This window comes from Klebsiella sp. Ech2A, assembly GCF_030078455.1.
Taxonomy (GTDB): Bacteria; Pseudomonadota; Gammaproteobacteria; order Enterobacterales; family Enterobacteriaceae; genus Klebsiella; species Klebsiella terrigena.
On sequence record NZ_JAQGFU010000109.1, the window covers coordinates 1 to 14,932 of the forward strand.

Annotated in this window: 16 protein-coding genes and 1 pseudogene; 7 read left to right on the forward strand and 10 right to left on the reverse strand. The window is 60.0% G+C overall.

All coding sequences use genetic code 11. From position 1 onward, the window contains the following. The 5 genes and pseudogenes from PFH44_RS17820 to PFH44_RS17840 form a co-directional block, all read left to right on the forward strand. A pseudogene (locus tag PFH44_RS17820) lies at nt 1-286 on the forward strand (putrescine ABC transporter permease PotI); the annotation flags it as partial. Between the two features lie 76 nt (nt 287-362). Continuing rightward, on the forward strand, nt 363-836 hold the full coding sequence (locus PFH44_RS17825; protein ID WP_045854613.1) for a YbjO family protein: 474 nt from the start codon (nt 363-365) through the stop codon (nt 834-836). A 42-nt stretch (nt 837-878) separates the two neighbouring features. Continuing rightward, entirely contained in the window at nt 879-2,009 is a 1,131-nt protein-coding gene (rlmC, locus tag PFH44_RS17830; protein WP_045854614.1) for a 23S rRNA (uracil(747)-C(5))-methyltransferase RlmC, read from the forward strand. Between the two features lie 77 nt (nt 2,010-2,086). Beyond that, nucleotides 2,087-2,803 (forward strand): response regulator transcription factor, encoded by a 717-nt coding sequence (locus PFH44_RS17835; RefSeq protein WP_045854615.1) that lies wholly within the window; start codon nt 2,087-2,089, stop codon nt 2,801-2,803. Then, nucleotides 2,800-4,272 carry a sensor histidine kinase gene (locus tag PFH44_RS17840; protein WP_283825709.1) on the forward strand — a complete coding sequence of 491 codons (1,473 nt, stop codon included), beginning with the start codon at nt 2,800-2,802 and terminating at the stop codon, nt 4,270-4,272. The genes PFH44_RS17835 and PFH44_RS17840 overlap by 4 nt, the downstream gene beginning before the upstream one ends. Before the next feature lie 58 nt (nt 4,273-4,330). Here PFH44_RS17840 and artJ read toward each other — a convergent pair whose 3' ends face one another. The 6 genes from artJ to PFH44_RS17870 all read right to left on the reverse strand — a co-directional run bounded on the left by artJ (nt 4,331) and on the right by PFH44_RS17870 (nt 8,856). Continuing rightward, nucleotides 4,331-5,062, reverse strand: coding sequence for an arginine ABC transporter substrate-binding protein ArtJ (gene artJ, locus PFH44_RS17845; protein WP_283825710.1), 732 nt, complete (start codon nt 5,060-5,062; stop codon nt 4,331-4,333). 181 nt (nt 5,063-5,243) lie between these two features. Beyond that, the gene (gene artM, locus PFH44_RS17850) at nt 5,244-5,912 is read right to left on the reverse strand and encodes an arginine ABC transporter permease ArtM (protein ID WP_045854618.1); all 669 of its coding nucleotides are present in this window, start codon (nt 5,910-5,912) and stop codon (nt 5,244-5,246) included. Beyond that, nucleotides 5,912-6,628, reverse strand: a complete 717-nt coding sequence (artQ, locus tag PFH44_RS17855; RefSeq protein WP_045854619.1) for an arginine ABC transporter permease ArtQ — start codon at nt 6,626-6,628, stop codon at nt 5,912-5,914. Before artQ ends, artM begins: the two co-directional genes overlap by 1 nt. A gap of 6 nt (nt 6,629-6,634) precedes the next feature. After that, entirely contained in the window at nt 6,635-7,366 is a 732-nt protein-coding gene (gene artI, locus PFH44_RS17860) for an arginine ABC transporter substrate-binding protein ArtI (protein ID WP_045855432.1), read from the reverse strand. Between the two features lie 19 nt (nt 7,367-7,385). Continuing rightward, nucleotides 7,386-8,114, reverse strand: coding sequence for an arginine ABC transporter ATP-binding protein ArtP (gene artP / locus PFH44_RS17865; protein ID WP_041144760.1), 729 nt, complete (start codon nt 8,112-8,114; stop codon nt 7,386-7,388). A gap of 223 nt (nt 8,115-8,337) precedes the next feature. Next, nucleotides 8,338-8,856 carry a lipoprotein gene (locus tag PFH44_RS17870; RefSeq protein WP_283825711.1) on the reverse strand — a complete coding sequence of 173 codons (519 nt, stop codon included), beginning with the start codon at nt 8,854-8,856 and terminating at the stop codon, nt 8,338-8,340. Nucleotides 8,857-8,973: 117 nt separating this feature from the next. On the opposite strand from PFH44_RS17870, the gene PFH44_RS17875 reads away from it, so the two are divergent. Beyond that, nucleotides 8,974-9,294 carry a heavy metal-binding domain-containing protein gene (locus PFH44_RS17875; RefSeq protein WP_045855433.1) on the forward strand — a complete coding sequence of 107 codons (321 nt, stop codon included), beginning with the start codon at nt 8,974-8,976 and terminating at the stop codon, nt 9,292-9,294. Nucleotides 9,295-9,296: 2 nt separating this feature from the next. After that, complete coding sequence (locus tag PFH44_RS17880; protein ID WP_283825712.1) at nt 9,297-10,133, forward strand: N-acetylmuramoyl-L-alanine amidase; 837 nt, start codon at nt 9,297-9,299, stop codon at nt 10,131-10,133. A gap of 7 nt (nt 10,134-10,140) precedes the next feature. Here the strand turns inward: PFH44_RS17880 and PFH44_RS17885 are convergent, their stop codons facing one another. The 4 genes from PFH44_RS17885 to PFH44_RS17900 all read right to left on the reverse strand — a co-directional run. Beyond that, nucleotides 10,141-11,154: an NAD-dependent epimerase/dehydratase family protein gene (locus PFH44_RS17885; RefSeq protein WP_045854622.1), complete on the reverse strand. Its 1,014-nt coding sequence runs from the start codon at nt 11,152-11,154 to the stop codon at nt 10,141-10,143. 96 nt (nt 11,155-11,250) lie between these two features. Beyond that, entirely contained in the window at nt 11,251-12,684 is a 1,434-nt protein-coding gene (locus PFH44_RS17890) for an SDR family oxidoreductase (RefSeq protein ID WP_283825713.1), read from the reverse strand. A 10-nt stretch (nt 12,685-12,694) separates the two neighbouring features. Continuing rightward, complete coding sequence (ltaE, locus tag PFH44_RS17895) at nt 12,695-13,696, reverse strand: low-specificity L-threonine aldolase (RefSeq protein ID WP_283825714.1); 1,002 nt, start codon at nt 13,694-13,696, stop codon at nt 12,695-12,697. 116 nt (nt 13,697-13,812) lie between these two features. Next, a partial coding sequence (locus PFH44_RS17900) for a thiamine pyrophosphate-dependent enzyme (protein ID WP_283825715.1) occupies nt 13,813-14,932 on the reverse strand: 1,120 nt, incomplete at its 5' end.

Sequence of the window (14,932 nt, forward strand, 5' to 3'; positions counted from 1 at the left end):
CCTCCCGGTGGCGGTGGTCATGCCGGCGGTGATTTCCGGCTGGCTGCTGGCCTTCACCCTGTCGCTGGACGATCTGGTGATTGCCAGCTTTGTTTCCGGTCCTGGCGCCACCACGCTGCCGATGCTGGTTTTCTCCAGCGTGCGCATGGGCGTCAATCCGGAAATCAACGCCCTGGCGACGATTATCCTCGGCGTGGTCGGGATTGTTGGTTTTATCGCCTGGTATTTGATGGCCCGCGCAGAAAAGCAGCGAGTACGCGATATCCAGCGTGCAAGACGCGGCTGAAGCCCCTAAAATCGATAGCAAGACCTGGTGCCGGCGTCGCGACTGTGCGACGCCGTTTTCATGGAAGACTCAACCGTTGGGATTGTTTACTAAAGCTCGCTCATCTCATGCTCGCCTGAACGTCCCTGCGCTGGTGCAGGTGGCGGCGTTCGCCATTATTTTAATCCGCGCCCTCGACCTGCTGATGATCCTCAATCAGCTTGGCGTGCGGGGGATCGGCGAGTTTATCCACCGCAGCGTGCAGACGTGGCCCCTGACGCTGGTCTTCTTCTCAAGCCTGCTGCTGGTGTTTATTGAAATCTGGTGCGCGTTTTCACTGGTCAAAGGGCAGAACCGGGCGCGCTGGATCTACCTGCTGACGCAGATTATCGTCAGCGGCTATCTGTGGGCCGCCTCGCTGGGCTACGGCTACCCTGAACTCTTTAGCATTGCCGGCGAATCGAAGCGGGAAATTTTCCGTTCGCTGGTGATGCAGAAGCTGCCGGACCTGCTGGTGCTGGCGCTGCTGTTTATCCCGGCATCGTGCCGACGCTTTTTCCAACTGCAGTAACGGTGATACAATCCCCGCCCCTGATTTTTTGAAGGTCTTTTTATGCACTGCGCACTCTATGACGCGGGCCGCTGCCGCTCCTGTCAGTGGCTGGAACTGCCGCCAGAACAACAGCTCGCCGATAAAATGGCCGATCTGCGGTCGCTGCTGGCAGAACGCCCGGTGGCGACGTGGTGCGAACCGGTCTCCGGTCCGGAAACCGGCTTTCGCAATAAGGCCAAAATGGTGGTCAGCGGCAGCGTTGAGCGCCCGCTGCTCGGCATGCTGCATCGCGACGGCAACCCTGAAGACCTCACCGATTGTCCGCTCTACCCGGCAAGCTTTGCGCCGGTCTTCGCCCTGCTGAAGCCGTTTATCGCCCGCGCCGGCCTCACGCCCTATCAGGTGGCCCGCCGGCGCGGAGAGCTGAAGTATCTGCTGCTCACCGAAAGCCGCCTCGACGGCGGCATGATGCTGCGCTTTGTGCTGCGCTCTGAGGCGAAGCTCGCCCAGCTGCGCGCCGCGCTGCCGTGGCTGCAGGCGCAGCTGCCGCAGCTGAAGGTGATTACCGCCAATATTCAGCCAGTGCATATGGCGATTATGGAAGGGGAGCAGGAGATTTTCCTCACTCCGCAGCAGGCGTTGGCGGAGCGCTTCAACGAGGTACCGCTGTGGATCCGCCCGCAAAGCTTCTTTCAAACCAACCCCGAAGTCGCCAGCCGGCTGTACGCCACCGCCCGGGAGTGGGTGCGCCAGCTGCCGGTAGACCACATGTGGGACCTGTTCTGCGGCGTCGGCGGTTTCGGCCTGCACTGCGCCACCCCGCAGATGCGGCTGACCGGCATTGAGATTGCGCCAGAGGCCATCGCCTGCGCGCGGCAGTCCGCCGCCGAGCTTGGCCTCAGCAACCTCCGCTTCCAGGCGCTGGACTCCACCCGTTTTGCTACCGGCGAGGGCGAAGTTCCGCAGCTGGTGCTGGTGAACCCGCCGCGTCGCGGAATTGGCAGCGAGCTGTGCGACTATTTAAGCCGCATGGCTCCGCCCTATATCATCTACTCCAGCTGCAACGCCCGCACGATGGCGAAAGATATCGCTCAGCTGGCGGGCTATCGCGCGGAGCGGGTGCAGCTGTTTGATATGTTCCCCCACACCGCGCACTATGAGGTGCTGACGCTGCTGGTCCGCGAAGTTTAAACAAAATGTGAACTCTTCTGCCGGCCAAAATCGGGTAAGCTTTGCAATAAGAGCATGATATTAGCGGAGCGGCACCGGTGGCGAAGAAAATCCTGTTAGTTGAAGATGACGATGATATTGCTGCCCTGCTGCGCCTGAATTTGCAGGACGAGGGGTATCAGATTGTCCACGTAGCGGACGGCGCAGAGGCCCTGGCGCTGCTGGAAAAAAGCCCCTGGGATGCGGTGATCCTCGACCTGATGCTGCCGAACGTTGACGGGCTGGAGATCTGCCGGCGCATCCGCCAGATGACCCGCTATCTGCCGGTGATCATCATCAGCGCCCGCTCCAGCGAAATCCAGCGCGTGCAGGGGCTGGAGATGGGGGCGGATGATTATTTGGCCAAACCCTTCTCCGTTCTGGAGCTTATTGCCCGCGTCAAAGCGGTGTTCCGCCGCCAGGAGGCGATGGGGCTCAATCTGCTGAACGATGCCGGGCGCATCGCCTGCCACGGCCTCAATATCGACCCGCTGTCGCGCGAGGTCAGGCTGCGCGGCGAACCGGTCGATTTGACCCCGCGCGAGTTCGATTTGCTGTACTACTTCGCCCGCCATCCGGGAGAGGTCTTTTCCCGTCTGGCCCTGCTCGACAGCGTCTGGGGCTACCAGCACGAAGGCTATGAGCATACGGTCAATACCCATATCAACCGCCTGCGCAGCAAAATCGAGCACGAGCCGACGGAGCCTGAAATTATCCTCACCGTGTGGGGAAAGGGCTATAAGTTTGCCGTGGAGCGCAAGGAGGTGGGGCAATGATGCGCCGTCTCAGCCTGAGCCAGCGCCTGGCGCTGGTCTTCACCTCGCTGCTGCTGCTGTGCGCGGCGGCGGTATGCCTCGTGCAGCTCTATACCAGCGCGCAGTACGGTAACGCGATGGTGCAGCGTCTTTCCGCCGGCCTGGCGCAGCAAATTGTCGCCCGCGAGCCGCTGCTGGATGCGCAGGGGCAGATCGATCGTCAGGCGCTGAAGCCGCTGTTCGATCGGCTGATGGTTTTTAACCCCAGCGTTGAGCTCTATCTGGTTTCTCCCGACGGCGAGCTGTTAGCCGATGCCGCGCCGCCGGGCCATACCAAACGCCAGCGTATCGATCTGGCGCCGGTGCAGGCGTTCCTCTCCGGCGCCGCATGGCCGGTGTACGGCGACGATCCCCGCAGCCTCGGACAGCAGAAAGTCTTTAGCGCCGCGCCGTTGCGCCTCGAGGGCCAGCTGCGCGGCTATCTCTACATTGTTCTGCAGGGGGAAACCTTTAACGAGCTGGCGGCCACCGCCTGGCAGAAGACGCTGTGGAGCCTGCTGCTGTGGACGCTGCTGCTGGTGGCGCTGTTTGGCCTGCTGGCGGGCGGGCTGGCGTGGTTCTGGGTAACGCGCCCGGTGCGTCAGCTGACCGCCCAGGTAGAGATCTCCGGCCCGGACAGCATGGTGGCGATCAAAGCCCTGGCGGCGCAGGCGCCCGACCCGCATCCCGGGAATGAGGTGGCGATCCTGCATAATCGCTTTATTGCGCTGTCCCGCCAGATTGCCGACCAGTGGGATCGGCTGGCCGATAGCGACCGCCAGCGGCGCGAGTTTATCGCTAATATCTCCCACGATCTGCGCACGCCGCTGACCTCGCTGCTTGGCTATCTGGAGACGCTGACGCTGAAGGCCGACCGGCTCAACGCCGAGGATCGCCAGCAGTATCTGAATATCGCCCTGCGCCAGGGCAATAAGGTTCGCCATCTGTCGCAGCAGCTGTTTGAGCTGGCCCGGCTCGAACATGGCGGCATCAAACCGCAGCCGGAGAAATTTATCTTCGCCGAGCTGGTTCAGGACGTCGCGCAGAAGTTCGATTTGGCGATTGCCACCCGCGGCATCGGTTTACAGCTGTCGCTGGCCGAGGGATTACCGCCGGTGGTGGCCGATTTATCGATGATGGAGCGGGTGCTGACCAATTTGCTCGATAATGCCATTCGCCACACGCCGGAAGGAGGGGTGATTCGCCTGACCGCGCGCCAGCAGGCGTCGCAGATAGTCGTTGAGGTGGCGGACAGCGGCCCCGGCGTCGCCAGCGAGCTGCGGGCAACCCTCTTTGAACGGCCTTCGGTACTTGAGCCTGGCCAGCGCCGGGAGTCTACGGGGGGATTAGGGCTGATGATTGTGCGCCGCATGCTGCAGCTGCACGGGGGCGATATTCACCTGCAGGAAGCGGCGGCAGGAGCCAGCTTCCGCTTTACCCTGCCGCTGTAAGGTTTTCCCGGCCGCGCCGCGCCTGCCTCAGGCGCTCGGGGCCGGGAAGGGCCCGCGCTTACTCAGGGAACCACTGGCTGCTGATTTTCTGATAGGTGCCGTCCGCTTTAATCGCTTTCAGGGCACCGTTCAGCTTCTCCAGCAGCGCTTTGTTATCCGGACGAACCGCGATCCCAAGGCCGGTGCCGAAGTACTGCGCATCGGTTACTTTCGGCGTGGCGGCGCCGAGCTGCGGGTTGGTTTTCAGCCACTCGTTAACCACCGCGGTGTCGCCAAATACGCCATCAATGCGGCCGTTTTTCAGGTCGATAAACGCATTCTGGTAGCTGTCATAGGCGACGGTTTTCACTTCAGGATGCTTATCCTGCAGGTATTTCTGGTGGGTGGTGCCGTTTTCCATGCCGATACGTTTGCCTTTCAGATCGGCAAAGGAGTGGAAGGCGTCTTTTTTGGCGATAACCAGCGCGGAGTTCGCATAGTACGGTTCGGTGAACGACACCTGCTTGCTGCGCTCAGGGGTAATGTCCATGCCGGAAATCACCGCATCATATTTTTTAAATTTTAGCGCCGGGATCAGGCTGTCGAAGGCGTGGTTGGTAAAAGTACACTCCGCCTGCATCTGTTTGCACAGCGCTTTCGCCAGGTCGAGATCGAAGCCAACGATCTGATTATTGGCATCCATGGATTCAAACGGTGGATAGGTAGCGGAAACGCCAAAGCTGATTTTTTCTGCGCCAACGGCGCCAAAAGCGAAAGTGGAAAGCAGTGCAGCCAGAACTAACTTTTTCATCGTCGAACTCCCGTCGGTCAATCTTATGATGTCGTGCCGTGCTTGCGGCCGGGTTTCACAATGCCATTAAATGAATTTATATTCAATAAAGATGTATAAGTATTTTTTATTTATATAAAAAAGGCGGGTAAGTCATCAACATTACCCGCCTTTCTATTTACTGTTTATGCATTTCCGAACGTTAGCTTCGACGCTCAAACGCCAGCGCCCTGTGCTCCACCAGACGCATGAGCAGCGTCAGCAGGCCGTTGACGATCAGGTACACGATACCGGCCGCGCCGAAGACCATCACGTCGTAGGTTCGTCCGTACAGCAGCTGGCTGTGGCCCATCACCTCCATCAGCGTAATGGTATAGGCCAGGGAGGTGCTCTTGAAGACCAGCACCACCTCGTTGGAGTAGGAGGAGAGGGCGCGCTTAAAGGCGTACGGCAGCAGGATCGCCAGCGTGTCCTTCTTGCTCATCCCCAGCGCGCCGCAGGATTGCCACTGGCCCTCAGGAATGGCGCGGATCGCGCCATAAAAGAGCTGGGTGGTATAGGCGGCGCTGTTGAGCGACAGGGCAATCAGGGCGCACAGCCACGGCTCAGAAATCAGATGCCACAGCACCGGGTACTCCTGCAGCGACGGAAACTGCCCCGGACCGTAGTAAATCAGGAAGATCTGCACCAGCAGCGGTGTACCGGTAAAGAGCGTGATATACCCGCGCACAATCCATACCAGCACCGGCGTTTTCAGCGTCAGGATGATGGTAAAGATCAGCGACAGAATCAGCGCGGCGACGATCGAGGCCGCCGTCAGCGTCAGGCTGGTATGCAGCCCTTTGAGCAGTTCTGGTAAGTAGTCGAGCATCAGCCGGGCCTCCGTTCAAAGCGCGTCGCACGCTGGTCAATACGCTTGAGGATGTACTGACTGAGCAGAGTGATCGCCAGGTAGATTGCCGCCGCGATGATGTACCAGTTAAACGGCTCCTGGGTGCGGGTGGCAATGCTCTTGGTTTGCAGCATCAGATCGTTAACGCTAATTAAGCTGACCAGGGCGGTATCTTTAAGCAGCACCAGCCACTGGTTGCCGAGCCCCGGCAGGGCGTGGCGCCACATTTGCGGCATCACCAGGCGGAAGAAAATCGCGCTTTTCGACAGCCCCAGCGCCTGGCCCGACTCCCACTGTCCCTGCGGCACCGCTTTCAGCGCGCCGCGCAGGGTTTGCGAGGCGTAGGCGGCGTACAGCAGAGAGAGCGCCACCGCGCCGCACAGGAACGGGCTGACGTCGAAGTTCTCAATCTGCATCTGCACCGGGATCTGCGCAAAGCCGAGATTGATGGTAAAGCCGTCAGAGAGCGTGAGCAGCAGCTGCGACGATCCGAAATAGATAAACAGGACCACCAGAATTTCCGGCAGCCCGCGCAGGATCGTCACCACGCCGGTGGTCAGCCACGCCAGCGGGCGCCATTTGACCGACTCCAGCACGGCAAAAAGCATCGCCAGGGCGAGGCCGATAATCAGCGCGCAGACCGCAAGGCCGACGGTCATCCCGGCGGCGCTTGCTAATGGAAAAAATTCGTTCATTGAGGATTACTTCTGAAACCATTTGCTATAGATGGTCTGGTAAGTCCCATCTTTTTTCACTTTTTCCAGCGCAGCGTTAAATTTCTGCTGCAGCTCGGTATTGCCCTGACGAAGCGCAATGCCAAGGCCGGTACCGAAGTAGTCTTTGTCCGTCACCTTATCGCCCACCGCCGCCAGCTTCGGATTGCTCTTCAGCCATTCGGTGACCACGGCGTTGTCGCCAAATACGGCATCGATGCGGCCGTTTTGCAGATCCAGCTTCGCGTTCTGGTAGCTGTCGTACGGAACGGTGGTGATTTCCGGATGCTTGTCGTTAATGAACTTCTGGTGAGTGGTGCCGTTCTGGACGCCGACCTTTTTGCCCTTCAGCTGCTCGATGCTGGTAAATTTGCCCTGCTGGCCCACGAACAGCGCGGAGTTTTCATAGTAAGGCGTGGTAAACAGCACCTGCTTTTCGCGCTCAGGCGTAATGTCCATCCCGGCCATCACCGCGTCGAAGCGGCGGAATTTCAGGCCAGGGATCAGGCTGTCGAAAGCCTGGTTGGTAAAGGTGCAGGTGGCATCGATCTCTTTACACAGCGCGTTAGCCAGATCGACGTCGAAGCCGACGATTTTGTTGTTGGCGTCGGTCGTTTCAAACGGAGGATAGGACGCCTCGGTGGCAAAACGGATGGTCTGGGCTGCGGTAGCAGAAAGGCTCATGCTGGCCAGAAGCGCGGCAATCAGTACTTTTTTCATCGTCATTTCCCCGAAAACATCAATGTGAAAGATAGTTTTTAAACGCGTCGGTCTGCGGATGCGCGAAGCAGTCAGCATTCCCTTGTTCAACGATATGGCCATTTTCCATATACACCACGCGGCTGGCCGTTTTACGCGCCACTTCCACTTCGTGGGTAACGATGACCTGCGTAATGCCGGTGCCCGCCAGCTCGCGGATAATGCTGACGATCTGGGCGGTAATTTCCGGATCGAGCGCCGCCGTTGGCTCATCAAACAGTAGCACCTGCGGCTCCATCATCAGCGCGCGCGCAATGGCGACGCGCTGCTGCTGGCCGCCGGAAAGGTGCAGTGGATAGCGGTCGCTATAGGGTTTCAGGCGCAAACGTTCCAGCAGCTTCTCGGCGCGGGCCAGAGCGCTATCTTTGCTGAGACCCAGCACGCGGCAGGGAGCTTCAATCAGGTTTTGCTGCACGGTCAGGTGCGGCCACAGATTGTACTGCTGGAAAACCATACCGACGTTCTGGCGCAGCTCACGGATGGCTTTGTCAGACGGCGCTTTAGTAAAGTCGAAGTGGTTACCGGCGATATGTAGCGTACCGGAACGCGGCATCTCCAGCAGGTTGAGTACGCGAAGCAGCGAGCTTTTCCCGGCGCCGCTTGGGCCGAGCAGCACCAGCGTTTCCCCCTGCGGGCAATCCAGCGTGATGTCGAACAGCGCCTGGTGCGCGCCGTAGAAGCAGTTAATGCCGTTTAGTTTAATACTCATCTGGGCTGTCTGATACGAATAGCTATTGAGGCCGCAAATACTACCTTTGACAGAATAGTTATGCAATATTTATGCGTTAAAAGTTAAATGTAACCCGCATTTACCTCTAAACTTAGCACAAAATATGGGTTCGTGGGGGAGGGGGGAGCAAATGTCGGCATTACCGCATGAAATACCGACATTTTACCGGGGGTATCGGTTTTGGAGAGCAGGTTCAGCGCCCTTATCCGCGTTTTTCGAGACTCTGTTGCAGTGAACCCGCCGGCGCGTGGGCGTTAATACCGAGGTAGCGAACGTCATCTACCGCCCAGCACTGGCCTTCCTGAATCATCAGCACCTCATCTTTCCAGGTTTTGCTGCCCTGTTTTAACTCAACGCGCAGCGGAATATTGCGCGCATCGCGGTTCGGAATGGTGGAGGCGCTGGCGACATCCGCGCTATCGGCCGGGGTAGCCGAGCTGGAGAACGGGTTGGACTGCAGCACTGCGCTGCGGGACGGATCCTGGCGCGCGTCGTCGAGCAGCTTCGCCAGACCGTCGCTCAGGTAGGGGCGCAGCGCGGTCAGGTCGTGATTACGCTGCTGGATTTGAACATCGTAAAACTTCTGCGCCACTTCATCCGGGCCGCCTTCGATGCAGGCGCCGCTGCGGGGACCGTTATCTTTATAGGCCGGCGTGACGGTGGTACAGGCGCTCAGTGCCAGCGCGCAGGGGAGAAGTAAAGCAACGAGTTTGTAGCGCATGATGATTTCCTTATAAGCTCACTACGTTAAAATAACCATTCAAGCATAGCGTATCGATACGGGAATGTGCTTGACTCTCTGAGCTAACACCTTGAACGCTAAAGAAGGAGTCTTATGATGCAATTTTCAACTACCCCAACCCTCGAAGGGCAGCCTATCGTGAAATACTGCGGCGTCGTCACGGGGGAGGCGATCCTCGGCGCGAACGTGTTTCGCGATTTATTCGCCAGCATTCGCGATATCGTCGGCGGCCGCGCCGGATCTTATGAAAAAGAGCTGCGTAAGGCCCGGGAGATAGCGTTCGAAGAGCTGGGCGAGCAGGCGAAAGCGCTGGGCGCCGACGCGGTAGTGGGGATTGATATCGATTATGAAACGGTGGGCAAAGACGGCAGCATGCTGATGGTCACCGTCAGCGGCACGGCGGTGAAAACGCGGTGACGATGCGCCCGGGACTGAGCGTCGCGCTGGCGCTGCTGGCGCTGCTGCTGGTGGGCTGCTCGGCGGAAAAGGGAATTATCGAGCGCGACGGCTATCAGCTGGATACCCGCCATCCGGCGCAGGCCGCCTACCCGCGGGTGAAGGTGCTGGTCATTCACTATACCGCCGATGATTTTGACGTCTCGCTGGCGACCTTAACCGACAACCAGGTGAGCTCCCACTACCTGATCCCTGAACGGCCGCCGATGCACCGCGGCAAGCCGCGCATCTGGCAGCTGGTGCCGGAAGAGGATTTGGCCTGGCATGCGGGGATTAGCTTCTGGCGCGGCAGTACGCGCATAAACGACACCTCCATCGGCATTGAGCTGGAGAACCGCGGCTGGCAGAAAGCGGCGGGGGTAAAAAGCTTTACGCCGTTTAGCCCGGCGCAGATTGATGCCCTGATCCCCCTGGCGAAGGATATTATCGCCCGCTACCGCATTGCGGCGCAAAACGTGGTGGCTCATGCCGATATTGCGCCACAGCGTAAGGACGATCCCGGGCCGCTATTCCCCTGGCGCCGGCTGGCCGAACGGGGCATTGGCGCCTGGCCGGATAAAGAGCGGGTCGCGTTTTATCTCAACGGTCGCCCGACCTGGCAGCCGGTCGATAGCGCGGAGCTGCTGGATCTACTCGCCCGCTACGGCTATCAGGTGACGCCGGAGATGACGCCGGCGCAGCAGAAACGGGTGATTATGGCCTTTCAGATGCATTTCCGGCCGGCGCGCTGGGACGGCGTCGCCGATGCGGAAACCCAGGCCATCGCCGAAGCGCTGCTGGAGAAATACGGCCAGGGTTAATTCGGCGCTAGCGGTGCAGCTTGCCGTGATCTTTCAGCCAGGCCGCGGTGCGGATAATTCCCTCATCCAGCGTCACCACCGGGCGGTAGCCCAGCTCTTCCTGCGCGCGGGAAATATCAAGGGTAAAATCAAAGTTCAGCTTGGAGACGCCGTAGTGGGTAAAGGCCGGCTCCTTGGCTGACTTATTGCCAAAATGCTCCATGCTGCGGGCGATGATATCCAGCATCGGGTAGGGGACCGAGCGAATACGGCACCTTATTCCCAGCTCATCAATCAGCTTTTGCACGATGCTGCGCAGGGTGCGCGGTTCGCCGTTGGTGATATTCCACGCCCGGGCGGAGGGCAGATGGTCGCACTGCGGCTGGCTGGCAAGCCACATCGCGTGTACCGCATTCTCATAGTAGGTCATATCGACCAGCGCGCTGCCGCCGCGGGGCAGCATTACGCTGCCGTAGTGCTGCATCATCTGCGCAAGGCGGGGGATGAACACTTTGTCGTGGGCGCCGAACAGACCCTGCGGGCGCAGGATGGCAAAGCGGGTATTGGGGTTCGCCTGGGCCAGCAGATTAATCACCTCTTCGCTCGCCGCCTTGCTGCGGGCAAATTCGTTGGCAAAGCGGTGCGGGCGAAAATCTTCCTGCACGTCGCGATGGTGGTGATAATCAAAGTAGAGCGAAGGGGAGGAGATATGAACGAAGTTGCGTACGCCCCAGGCCACGGCCCATTCGCCAAGGCGACGGGTGGCGCGGACGTTGGCTAAATCGAAGGCCTGCTGGGTGCCCCACGGCGAGGTGAAGCTTGAGCAGTGCCAGAGGGTATCGATACCGGCGAGCATCACCTTGGCCTGAGATGAAACCAGTTCGGTTAAATCTGCGGGGACAAATTCGGCGCCCATTTTGCTCAGAAGCTTGCCCATCGCTTCGTTTCGCCCGGTCGCTCTGACGCTGATGCCTTTATTACGCAGATATTCCACCGCGTTGCGGCCTAACCCGCTGGTCGCACCGGTAACCAGTACCTTCATATCAACCTACTGTCCCAGAAAAGAATTTCGTGCGCATTTTTCCGTGATTCTCCTCACGATGCAATGAGAATGATAGCAGAATGACGTATATGCTTCCTATTTGCCTGTGATTTGCTCTGCCTGCCGGGCAATGCGCCGCGCCATGCCGCGAAAGATAAACAGATGGGCGGGGATCATCAGCAGCCAGTAGAACAGCCCGGGCATACCGTGAGGGTGCCACCAGGCCCGAACGTCGAGCTCGCGGTGGTCGCCTTTATCGCTGAGGGTAAAGCTCAGGCGCCCCAGGCCGGGCGCCTTCATGCCAAAGAGTAAGGTGAGCTGTTTTTCCGGTTCGACGATAATCACCTTCCAGCTGTCTACCGCGTCGCCGGTCTGCAGGAGATCGTGCGACGGCCGGCCTTTCGCCAGGCGATGGCCCACCAGCAGGTCCATGGCGCCGCGAATTTTCCACAGCGCGTTGCCGAAGAAGTAGCCCTCTTTGCCGCCAATCTGGTTGACGACCTGCCAGATTGCCGCCGCGCTGGCGGTGGTGCTAACCGTGCAGCCGGCCTGCTTAGGGTAGTAGCCGTACTCCGGCCGCCAGCGGGCGAAGGCCTGCGCGTCGTAGCCCCAGTCGCTGGAGTTTACGAGCTGCTCCTCTTCTTTAAGCGTGCGGCGCACGGCTTCATCGAAGGAGATCAGCTGCTGGGGGATCAGCGCCCGCAGCGCGCGATCGTCGGCGATCAGATCGTGCTTCAGCCCCTGAATCAGCGCCTTCGCGATGGTGGGCGGAACCGAGGTAATCACGTTGAGGAACCACACCGAAATCCAGCGGGTGGGAAAAGGGATCGGGATCAGCAGGCGATGCTTGCCGCTGACCGCCATAAAGCGGGTGAACTGCTGCTGATAGCTTAAAACTTCCGGCCCGGCGGCTTCGAAGACGCGATGTTCGCCGGACGGATGGTTGAGCAGCTGCACCAGATAATAGAGCAGGTTTTCGAGATCGATAGGCGTAGTGCGCGAGCGCACCCAGCGCGGAGGCGTTAAAATCGGCAGGTTGTAGACCATGTCGCGCATCACCTCGAACGCGGCGGAGCCGGCGCCCACGATGATGCCCGCCCGCAGCTCGGTGACCGGCACGCCGGATTCGCGCAGAACGTCGGCGGTGATCTGCCTGGCGCGCAGGTGGTCGGACTGTTCCGCTTCCGGGACCTGCAGAGAGCTGAGGAATATCAGCTGTTTTACCGGCGTCGCTCGCAGGGCGTCGCGCACGTTTTGCGCCACCTCGCGCTCGTGCCGAATAAAGTCGCCGCCTTCGCCCATGCCGTGCACCAGATAGTAAACGGTGTCCGCCTGCGCCAGCAGGGCAGAAAGCCCCTGCGGCCGGGTGAGGTCGACGGCGTGGCAGCTCACCCCCGGGAGATTGCGTTTTTTTAGCCGCTCGATATGGCGCGCCGCCGCCAGCACGCAATAGCCCCGATCGCTCAACGCCTGCACCAGATGCTGGCCGATATAGCCGCTGGCGCCGAGCACCAGAATTCGTTGCGACACGCCTGACTCCTTAGCGGTTCAAAAATTCCTGCCAGTGGCCAACCACTTCCGCCAGCTGCTGACGATTGACGTCGATATGGGCGACCAGACGTACAACCGGCGAGGCGTTGATCAGCACACCGCGCTGCTGCATAAACGCGCCCAGTGCCCGTGACTGCTCTTCGCCAACGCGGATGAACAGCATATTGGTGTCGTGGCGGGTTACGTCAGCGCCGATGGCGCGCAGCTCCCCGGCCAGCCACGCGGCGTTGTCGTGGTCCTCCTGCAGGCGCGCGACGTTATTTTGCAGAGCGTACAGGCCCGCAGCCGCCAGAATTCCGGCCTGGCGCATGCCGCCGCCGACCATTTTACGCCAGCGGGTGGCGCGGTGAATGTAGTCGTGGCTGCCGAGCAGCAGCGAGCCCACCGGCGTTCCCAGCCCTTTAGAGAGGCAGATGGTGAAGGAGTCGCAGTATTGGGCGATATCGCGCAGCTCGCAGCCGTACTCCACCACCGCGTTAAAGATACGCGCGCCGTCAACGTGCAGCGCCAGGCCGCGTTCACGGGTAAACTCCCACGCCTCTTTGAGGTATTCTCGCGGCAGCACCTTGCCGTTATGGGTATTTTCTAGGCTCAGCAGGCGAGTGGGGGCAAAATGAACATCGTCAGGCTTAATCTTTGCCGCGACTTTATCCAGCGGTAGGGTGCCGTCCGCCGCCGCGTCGATGGGCTGCGGCTGAATGCTGCCGAGCACCGCCGCGCCGCCGGCTTCGTACAGATAGTTATGCGCGCCCTGGCCGACAATATACTCTTCGCCGCGCTGGCAGTGGCTGAGCAGGCCCACCAGATTCGCCTGGGTGCCGGACGGCAGGAACAGCGCCGCCTCTTTGCCGGCCAGCTCTGCGGCGTAGCGCTGGAGCGCGTTAACGGTCGGGTCGTCGCCATAAACGTCGTCGCCGACCGGGGCTGACAGCATGGCATCCAGCATGGCGCGCCCCGGACGGGTTACGGTATCACTGCGGAGATCTATCACGGCATTTCCTTGTTAATGTTTCATCCTTCACGCTGTATCCGCGTTAGCCGCATAAACCACCCCGGCGGGGCCTTCGATGCATCATGAATGATGTTGTGTGGGCTTAAAAGGATGTTTTACCTGAGCCAGTTGGTTTTCGCCAGTTCGATAACTTCATCCCCGCGTCCGCTGATGATGGCGCGCAGCATATACAGGCTGAAACCCTTAGCCTGATCCAGCTTGATTTGCGGCGGGATCGCCAGCTCTTCCTTAGCGACCACCACGTCGACCAGCACCGGGCCGTCGGTGCTAAACGCGGTTTGCAGCGCCTCGTCAACCTCAGAGGCTTTTTCGACGCGAATGCCTTTAATGCCGCAGGCTTCGGCAATGCGGGCGAAATTGGTGTCGTGCAGCTCGGTGCCGTCGGTCAGATAGCCCCCGGCCTTCATCTCCATTGCGACAAATCCCAGCACGCTGTTGTTAAAGATCACGATTTTTACCGGCAGCTTCATCTGCGCCAGCGAGAGGAAATCGCCCATCAGCATGCTGAAGCCGCCGTCGCCGCACATCGCCACCACCTGACGCTCCGGCGCCGTTGCCTTCGCGCCAATCGCCTGCGGCATGGCGTTGGCCATTGAGCCGTGGTTAAACGAGCCGATCAGCCGGCGCCTGCCGTTCATCTTCAGATAGCGGGCGGCCCAGACGGTTGGCGTGCCGACGTCGCAGGTGAAAATGGCATCGTCAGCGGCGAAGCGGCTAATCTGCTGCGCCAGATATTGAGGGTGAATGGCCTTATCGCTCGGCTTAGCCAGATCGTCGAGCCCCTTGCGCGCCTCGCGGTAGTGCTCAAGCGCTTTGTCGAGGAAGCGACGATCCGTCTTCTCTTCCAGATGCGGCAGCAGCGCTTTTAGGGTCGATTTGATATCGCCGATCAGCGCCATATCGACTTTGCTGTGCGCGCCGATGCTGCCGGGATTGATATCAATCTGAATGATTTTTGCGCTGCTGGGGTAGAAAGGCCGGTAGGGGAACTGGGTGCCGAGAAGTACCAGAGTGTCGGCGTTCATCATGGTGTGGAAGCCGGACGAGAAGCCGATCAGCCCGGTCATTCCGACGTCATAAGGGTTGTCGTACTCAACGTGCTCCTTGCCGCGCAGGGCGTGGACGATGGGCGCCTTGAGCTTAGCGGCGAACTCTACCAGCTCTTCATGGGCCCCGGCACAGCCGCTGCCGCACATCAGGGCAATGTTGCTGGAG